Source organism: Collinsella sp. LCP19S3_B7, from assembly GCF_052121795.1.
Classification (GTDB): Bacteria; Actinomycetota; Coriobacteriia; order Coriobacteriales; family Coriobacteriaceae; genus Collinsella.
Window position 1 is genome coordinate 1 of record NZ_JBQKDO010000027.1, and the last position, 8,362, is coordinate 8,362.

Here is an 8,362-nt window from a genome sequence, read left to right on the forward strand (position 1 = left end):
CGGTGAGCCCGGCGCCGCGAAGCGCCCTGGCCCTCTCCACCATTCTCCTACTGTATGCCATGCGGACTCCGTTCCGGACCTCAACGGTCCAACTTTTTGTCCGCAGTCCCGCTCTCAAAACGGGACGAGCTTTCCGTAAAGCAGCCCCAGGCACCCCCGGCCCAAACCTCAGCCATCTCTACATAGATTTCGATAGATTTGCCGAGAACTCAATCAGCGCATCTACCTGCGCATTCGAGAACCTAAACTCTAAGTGATAAGAAATCTTATATGAATTGACTTAGATTTTGTATATTCCGGTCCATAAGGGGATACACTACATCCTGAAAGACAAACCGAAAGACCGCTTGGCAGACCGCCGAGTCGGTGCAAACGCACAAGAGAGAGGGAATTTCTAATGGGCAAGATTCTTGGTATCGACCTTGGTACTACTAACTCCGCAATGGCCGTTCTCGAGGGCGGTTCTCCGACCATCATCGTGAACGCCGAGGGCGACCGCACCACCCCGTCTGTCGTGGGCTTCCGTGCCGACGGCGACCGCGTCGTGGGCAAGGCCGCTAAGAACCAGGCGGTCACCAACCCCAAGAACACCGTGTTCTCCATCAAGCGCTTCATGGGCCGCAAGTACTCCGAGTGCACCTCCGAGCTCAAGACCGTGCCGTATGAGGTCAAGGAGGGCCAGGGTGGCCGTGCCGTCGTCGACATCGAGGGCAAGGAATACACCGCCGAGCAGGTGAGCGCCATGACGCTCGCAAAGATGAAGGCCGACGCCGAGAAGTATCTGGGCGAGACCGTCACCGACGCCGTCATCACCGTCCCGGCCTACTTCAACGACGCCCAGCGCCAGGCCACCAAGGACGCCGGTAAGATCGCCGGCCTCAACGTTAAGCGTATCGTCAACGAGCCGACCGCTGCCGCTTTGGCCTATGGCCTGGACAAGCAGGGCTCCGACCAGCGCATCCTGGTCTTCGACCTGGGCGGCGGTACCTTCGACGTCTCCATCCTCGACCTCGCCGACGGCGTGTTTGAGGTTCTGTCCACCTCGGGCGACAACCACCTGGGCGGCGACGACTGGGATCAGCGCGTCATCGACTGGATGGCCGATAAGTTCCAGCAGGAGAACGGTGTCGACTTGCGTCAGGACCCCATGGCCCTGCAGCGTCTGAAGGAGGCCGCCGAGAACGCCAAGAAGGAGCTCTCCGCCGCCCAGCAGTCCACTATCAACCTGCCGTTCATCACCATGAACCAGTCCGGCCCGCTGCACCTCAACTACACGCTGACCCGCGCCGAGTTCGAGAAGATCACCCGCGACCTGCTCGAGCGCTGCAAGCAGCCTGTCACCAACGCCCTGCGCGACGCTAACCTTAAGCTCTCCGATCTGACCGAGGTCATCCTCGTCGGCGGCTCCACCCGTATGCCCGCCGTCCAGGAGCTCGTCAAGACCATGACCGGCAAGCAGCCCAACATGTCCGTGAACCCCGACGAGGTCGTTGCCGACGGCGCTGCCGTCCAGGGCGGCGTGCTCACCGGCGACGTCGAGGGCATCCTGCTGCTCGACGTTACCCCGCTGTCGCTGGGCGTCGAGACCATGGGCGGCATCATGACCAAGATGATCGACCGCAACACCACGATTCCGACCTCTAAGACCGAGGTCTACTCCACCGCTGCCGACAACCAGACCAGCGTCGAGATCAACGTGCTCCAGGGCGAGCGCGAACTTGCCCGCGACAACAAGTCGCTCGGTAAGTTCCAGCTGACCGGTATCCCGGCTGCCCGCCGCGGCGTGCCGCAGATCGAGGTCACCTTCGACATCGACGCCAACGGCATCGTCAAGGTCTCCGCTAAGGACAAGGGCACCGGCAAGGAGCAGCAGATCACCATCTCCGGCTCCACCGCTCTGTCCGACGAAGAAGTCGATCGTATGGTCAAGGACGCCGAGGCTCATGCCGAGGAGGACAAGAAGCAGAAGGAAGAGGTCGAGGTCCGCAACCAGACCGACAGCCTGTGCTACTCCACCGAGCAGACCCTCAACGAGCTGGGCGACAAGGTTTCCGCCGACGTGAAGTCCAAGGCCGAGGCCGCTATCGCCGATGCCAAGAAGGCGCTCGAGGGCTCTGACGTCGAGGCCATCAAGGCCGCTGGCGAGTCCCTGCAGTCCGTGGCCTACGAGCTGGCTCAGGTTGTCTACGCCGACGCTCAGCAGCAGACCGACGGTGCCGCCGGCGCCCAGCCTGCCGACGATGACGTCGTCGACGCCGACTACGAGGTTGTGGACGACGAGGACAAGTAATCATGTCCGCCCGTAAAGCTCGCACGGAGGCGGCTGCCGTTGGAGCCGCCTCCGTTGACTCTGAGGAGAAGGACGTGAAGATTCCCGTAGAGGCCGTCGACGATACCGAGGCCAACGAGGCCGAGGCCGCCGAGGCTGTCGAGAACCAGGTAGAGGATTCCAACAAGGAGGCGACGATGACCGAGGACGAGATGGTGGAAGCCGCTATCCGCGCCGGTGAGGAAGCCGCCGACAACGACTTTAAGCTCAAGTTCGAGCAGGCCCAGAAGGAGCTTGCCGACGTGCGCAATGAGCTCGATGCTGCGGCAGAGGCTCAGAAGGCTGCCGAGGACAAGGCGAAGGACGCCACCGAGCGCACCGCCCGTCTGCAGGCCGACTGGGAGAACTTCCGTCGCCGCACCGCCAGCGAGCGTATCGCCGAGCGTGAGCGCGCGACCGAGAAGCTCGTCACTGCGCTACTGCCGGTGGTCGACGATATCGAGCGCGCGATCGACCATGCCCGCAGCCAAGAGCTTGCCGACGACTTTAAGCAGTTCGTCGATGGCGTCGACGCGGTACATGCCAAGCTACTCGACGTGTTTGCGCACGAGGGCGTTGAGCCCATCGACCCCAAGGGCGAGGCGTTCGATCCGCTCGAGCATCAGGCCGTGGGTCGCGTCGAGGACGCATCGCAGTACGACGAGACCGTCAACGACGTGTACCAGAAGGGCTACCGCATGGCGGACCGCATCCTGCGTTCCGCGATGGTGACGGTGACCTACGGTGGCGAAAAGCGCCCCGCACCGGAGCCCGAAACGGCGCCCGAGGATGCTGCGGCCGATACGGCCGAGAGCACCGAGGAGTAATTGAGAAGGGCCCCGGGGCAACACCCGGGGCCCTTTCTGGCCTAGTGCCATATGAAAGCATGAGCCGCCGCCCGCTGGGCGACGGATAAAACAGGAGAGGAGCTACGATGGCTGCAGGCAAAACCTTCTATGACATCCTGGGCGTATCCAAGAGCGCCTCCGACAAAGAGATCAAGAGCGCGTTTCGCAAGCTCGCGCAAAAATATCACCCTGACGCCGGCGGCGACGAGGCCAAGTTCAAGGAGATCAGCGAGGCCTACGAGACGCTTTCGGACGAGAAGAAGCGCAAAGAGTACGACCAGATGCTCATGTTTGGCGGCATGCCGGGCGCAGGCGGCGCGTATGGCGGCGGCTACGGTGCCGGCGCGGGTGCCAGCGGCTGGGGCGACATCTTCGACAGCATCTTTAGCGGCAACGGCGCCTGGGGCAGCGATTGGGGCTCGGGCTTTGCCGGGGCTGCGGGCGCTGCCGGCGCCGGCGCGGGTCGTAGCCGCGCTCGCAAGGGCGGCGACCTGTCGCTGACCGTCGATGTGACGGCCGAGGACGCGTTTCGCGGCGTGACGCACAAGGTCACCTATCGCATTCCCTCGACAGGCGAGCAGCAGACCATTACGGTCTCGGTGCCCGCGGGCGCGGTCGACGGCGGCAAGCTACGCTACAAGCGTCGCGGCGAGTATGGCGTCGCCGGTGGCGAGCGCGGCGACCTGGTCGTGACCACGCATGTGGAGGAGCACCCGCTGTTTAAGCGCAAAGGCGCCGACGTGACCATGGAGGTACCGGTCTCGGTCTACGAGGCGGCGCTCGGCTGCACGGTGGATGTGCCCACGCCCGGCGGTGCGACGGTCCGTTTGAAAGTGCCTGCGGGTACCCAGACGGGCAAGAAGTTCCGCTTTAAGGAGATGGGGGCGCCCGACGTTAAGCACCGTGGCCGTACGGGCGCGCTGCTCGTCGAGATCAAGGTGCAGGTTCCCACGAACCTATCCGATGACGAGCGCGATGCCATGACCAAGCTGCGCGAGGCCGACACGCGCGACTACCGCGAGAAGGTCAACCGTTACAAGGCGACGTTCTAGGGCGGTCGCGGTGCACGCCCACGCCCGCGGGCTTATGATGGACGATAACGAGACGGAAAGGGGTCAGGTAGCATGGCCGAGGACAATAGGAACAAACCGCTGTACATGATCAGCGTGGCGGCCGAGCTGACCGGCATGCATCCGCAGACTCTGCGCGTCTACGAGTCCAAGGGCCTGGTGAACCCCCAGCGCTCGGGCGGCAACACGCGCCTGTATTCGCGTGCCGATATCGAGCGCCTGGAGCTCATCAACCAGCTGACCGACGAGGGCATCAACCTTGCCGGCGTGGTGCGCATCCTCGATATGAAGGAGCGTGCCGAGGAGCGCGAGCGCGAGAACGAAAAGCTCCGCGCCCGCATGCGCCAGCTCGAGGACGAGCTGCACGAGTACAAGATGCAGAAGAAGATCACCTCCCTGGCCCCGCGCGATGGCTCGGTTAATCCCGAACAGGTCATGCGCAAGCTACTGGGAGCCGGCGGGGATCTCTAGGTTCCGCCGTTCTAACGAACGGCGGACCGGCCGACGCTGCGCGCCGCCCAGGGCGACAATATGTCATTCAAAAGGCAAGGCATGACCAGAAGGTCTATGCCTTGCCTTTTTCATGCCAACTTGTTCGCCCTGGACGTCGCTCGCTGTCCGTCCTCTACCTGCGGCGTTGCCATGGTCCGGATGCGGCACTTGGGGACGTTCCTCACTTTGGAAATGCGGCCCGCTCGCTGTCGTTGCCAAAACATCGGTGTTGTTATGGGTAGTCATTGGGGACGTTCTTAAATGACTAGTCGAAAGGGATGCTCTTGCACCAAATCTGCTGACCCACATCGGGCTCGTCCTGTACTTTACCGAGATAAAGTGAACGTGCAGATTCGTAACCCACTCGCAACCGTTCTATGGCACGATATTGAACGAATGCATGCTATGCGCCCAAATCTTTTGGGCAGAGTGGGAGACAGTATGGTCAAGCTGTACGAGGATGGCATCTACCTGCGCGGCGGCAGCGAGGTTGTGCCTGCGGCCGAGGCTGCCGAGCGCGGTATTACGCAGACGCCCGAGGATGCCAAGCGCGGCACCATCGCGTATTCGATCCTCCAGGCACACAATACGTCCGGCGACCCCGAGGCGCTCAAGATTCGCTTCGATGCCATGGCGAGCCACGACATCACCTTCGTCGGCATCATCCAGACGGCGCGCGCCTCGGGCATGGAGCAGTTCCCGCTGCCCTACGTGCTCACCAACTGCCATAACTCGCTGTGCGCCGTGGGCGGCACCATCAACGAGGACGACCACGTCTTTGGCCTTTCCGCGGCTAAGAAGTACGGCGGCATCTTCGTCCCGCCGCACATCGCCGTCATCCACTCCTTTATGCGCGAGAACTTCGCCGGTTGCGGCAAGATGATCCTGGGCTCCGACTCGCACACCCGCTATGGCGCCCTGGGCACCATGGCCGTGGGCGAGGGCGGCGGCGAGCTGGCAAAGCAGCTGCTGCGCGACACCTACGACGTTGCCTATCCCGGCGTCGTCGCTATCTACCTCACGGGCGCCCCGCGTCCCGGCGTCGGCCCGCACGACGTGGCGCTCGCCATCATCCGTGCCGTCTTTGCCAAGGGCTATGTCAAGAACAAGGTCATGGAGTTTGTTGGCCCCGGCATCGCGAGCATGACGACCGATTACCGCAACGGCGTCGACGTCATGACCACCGAGACCACCTGCCTGTCGAGCATCTGGGCCACCGACGAGGACACGCACGCGTTTTTGGCCATGCACGGTCGCGGCGACGACTACCGCGAGCTCAAGCCCGCCGATGTCGCCTACTACGACGGTTGCGTCGAGGTCGATCTGTCGAGCATCAAGCCCATGATCGCGCTGCCATTCCATCCTTCCAACGGCTTTGAGATCGAGGAGCTCAACGAGAACCTCGAGGACATCCTGCATAAGGTGGAGCTCGAGGCCGCCAAGATCGGTGAAGGCAAGACGCACTTTAGTCTGCTCGACAAGATCGTCGACGGCAAGCTGCACGTGCAACAGGGCGTTATCGCCGGCTGCTCGGGCGGCAACTACGACTCCGTGGTCCAGGCTGCCCGTGTGCTCAAGGGCGCCAACACCGGCTGCGGCGAGTTCTCGCTGTCGGTCTATCCCACGAGCCAGCCCGTGGCACTCGAACTTACGCGCCGTGGCTATATCTACGACCTTATGGAGGCCGGCGCGATCGTGCGCACGGCGTTCTGCGGTCCGTGCTTTGGTGCCGGCGACACGCCTGCCAACAACGGCCTTTCGATCCGTCACACCACGCGCAACTTCCCCAACCGCGAGGGTTCCAAGCCGGGCAATGGTCAGCTGAGCGCCGTGGCCCTAATGGACGCTCGCTCCATTGCAGCGACGGCTGCCAACGGCGGCGTCCTGACGCCGGCGACCGACCTGCCCGAGGAGACTTGGGACGAGGCCTGCGAGTACACCTTTGACGACGCGCCGTACAAAAAGCGCGTGTACTGGGGCTTTGGCAAGGCCGAGCCTGCCGACGAGCTGGTCGAAGGCCCCAACATCAAGCCGTGGCCCGCGATGGAGCCTCTCGGCGACGATATCCTGCTCAAGGTGTGCTCCAAGATCATGGACCCGGTCACTACGACCGACGAGCTCATTCCCTCGGGCGAGACGAGCTCCTTCCGCTCCAATCCGCTGGGCCTGGCAGAGTTTACGCTCAGCCGCCGCGATCCGGCCTACGTGGGTCGTTCCAAGGAGGTCGACGCCGTGGAGAAGCGCCGCGTTGCCGGCGAGGCGGCAGGCGACCTGGCGGCACTCGATGCCGAGCTTGCCGGCGTGTTTGAGGCGCTGGCCGGCGCCGGCGTCGCGGCCGATGCCAAGGCGACCGAGTACGGCTCCATGCTCTATGCCAAGAAGCCCGGTGACGGTTCTGCCCGCGAGCAGGCCGCGAGCTGCCAGCGCGTGATTGGCGGTCTGGCCAACATCGTCCACGAGTACGCCACCAAGCGTTATCGCTCCAATGTGATGAACTGGGGCATGGTGCCCTTCCAGATGGAGGCCGAGCCCAACTTTGAGGTGGGCGACTACGTCTTCGTGTCGGGTATCCGCACCGCGCTCGACGGCGATCTGCAGAACATCGCCGCCTACGTGGTGCGCGCCGACGGCACGGTCGAGCAGATTGAGCTCTATATTGCCGATATGACGGCGGAGGAGCGTGCCATCGTCAAGGCCGGCTGCCTGATCAACTACAACAAGTTCAAGGCTGCTGCCGAGTAACGTTGCTGTACGCCCCGGACACACCTTTCCCTCGTGCTCACGCGCTTCGCGAGGGTCGCGTTCGGAAAAGGGTAAGCCCCGGGCTACATTTCTGCGTTCTCGTTGGGTCTTGAGGGACGCCAATAAATAGACTTGCTTGATGCCGCCTCTGATAATGGGGCGGCTTCTTTTTGTCGAAAACCGCCACAAAGGGGACAGTGAACTGCGCCCCGAAACTTGGACTGAATAAATAGCGACTACGCCGCAAGGGCCCGGTTCCGGAACTCCTCCGGCGTCAGGCCCTTCAATCTTACCTGCCTGCGCCGCGTGTTCCAATGGGCTATGTACTCCTCCAGGTCGCGCTTGAAGTCCTCGAAGCTGCCCCACTCCCTGCCGCGGTAGAACTCGTCCTTCACGTGGCCGAAGAGCTGCTCGGTGGCGGCGTTGTCGATGCAGTTCCCCTTGCGCGACATGCTCTGGGTGATGCCCGCCCCCTCCAGCCTGGAGGTGTAGGACTCGTGCTGGTACTGCCAGCCCATGTCCGAGTGCATGGTCGGTGCCGCCCCGTCGGGCAGGGCCTCGAGGAGCCGGTCGAGCATCCTGTGCTGCTGGGCGAGGTCCGGAGAGGTCGATATGTCGCTCGCCACGATCTCCTTCGTGCAGAAGTCGAGCACCGGGGCCCAGTAGGCCTTGGCGCCGGCGACCTTGAACTCGGTGACGTCGGTGCCGAGCTTCTGCCACGGCCCCTCGGCGCCGAAATCCCTCGCGATGACGTTCTCGAACGTGCTCCCCACGAGCCCCCTGTAGGAGCTTGTTAGCGTCAATCTATTTTTCACCAGTTTCGCTAAACAGGCGCGCCGTTCGCGCAAAGGCGGTTTCACCGGTTGCGCTAACGTATTTTCACCGATTCCGGTCACGGCTTG

At 63.1% G+C, this 8,362-nt stretch carries 6 protein-coding genes; 5 read left to right on the forward strand and 1 reads right to left on the reverse strand.

What is annotated here, in order from left to right:
• The first annotated feature begins 397 nt into the window (after window positions 1-397).
• From dnaK to ACTQW0_RS08300, 5 genes are all read left to right on the forward strand, one after another.
• On the forward strand, window positions 398-2,290 hold the full coding sequence (gene dnaK, locus ACTQW0_RS08280; protein ID WP_154518137.1) for a molecular chaperone DnaK: 1,893 nt from the start codon (window positions 398-400) through the stop codon (window positions 2,288-2,290).
• 2 nt (window positions 2,291-2,292) lie between these two features.
• Complete coding sequence (locus ACTQW0_RS08285) at window positions 2,293-3,135, forward strand: nucleotide exchange factor GrpE (protein ID WP_441567740.1); 843 nt, start codon at window positions 2,293-2,295, stop codon at window positions 3,133-3,135.
• Between the two features lie 107 nt (window positions 3,136-3,242).
• Entirely contained in the window at window positions 3,243-4,208 is a 966-nt protein-coding gene (locus ACTQW0_RS08290) for a DnaJ C-terminal domain-containing protein (RefSeq protein ID WP_154518131.1), read from the forward strand.
• Window positions 4,209-4,280: 72 nt separating this feature from the next.
• Window positions 4,281-4,697, forward strand: a complete 417-nt coding sequence (locus ACTQW0_RS08295; protein WP_427719306.1) for a heat shock protein transcriptional repressor HspR — start codon at window positions 4,281-4,283, stop codon at window positions 4,695-4,697.
• A 462-nt stretch (window positions 4,698-5,159) separates the two neighbouring features.
• Window positions 5,160-7,460, forward strand: coding sequence for a hydratase (locus ACTQW0_RS08300; RefSeq protein WP_441567742.1), 2,301 nt, complete (start codon window positions 5,160-5,162; stop codon window positions 7,458-7,460).
• Window positions 7,461-7,696: 236 nt separating this feature from the next.
• On the opposite strand, the gene ACTQW0_RS08305 is transcribed toward ACTQW0_RS08300, so the two are convergent.
• Window positions 7,697-8,362: IS3 family transposase (locus ACTQW0_RS08305; RefSeq protein ID WP_441567744.1), on the reverse strand; the 666-nt coding region annotated here is incomplete at its 5' end.

Bases quoted from the DNA above. Each gene is read 5' to 3' on its own strand.
- ACTQW0_RS08295 (WP_427719306.1), top strand. From the start codon at position 4,281: ATGGCCGAGGACAATAGGAACAAACCGCTGTACATGATCAGCGTGGCG.
- ACTQW0_RS08300 (WP_441567742.1), top strand. From the start codon at position 5,160: ATGGTCAAGCTGTACGAGGATGGCATCTACCTGCGCGGCGGCAGCGAG.
- ACTQW0_RS08285 (WP_441567740.1), top strand. From the start codon at position 2,293: ATGTCCGCCCGTAAAGCTCGCACGGAGGCGGCTGCCGTTGGAGCCGCC.
- ACTQW0_RS08290 (WP_154518131.1), top strand. From the start codon at position 3,243: ATGGCTGCAGGCAAAACCTTCTATGACATCCTGGGCGTATCCAAGAGC.
- dnaK (WP_154518137.1), top strand. From the start codon at position 398: ATGGGCAAGATTCTTGGTATCGACCTTGGTACTACTAACTCCGCAATG.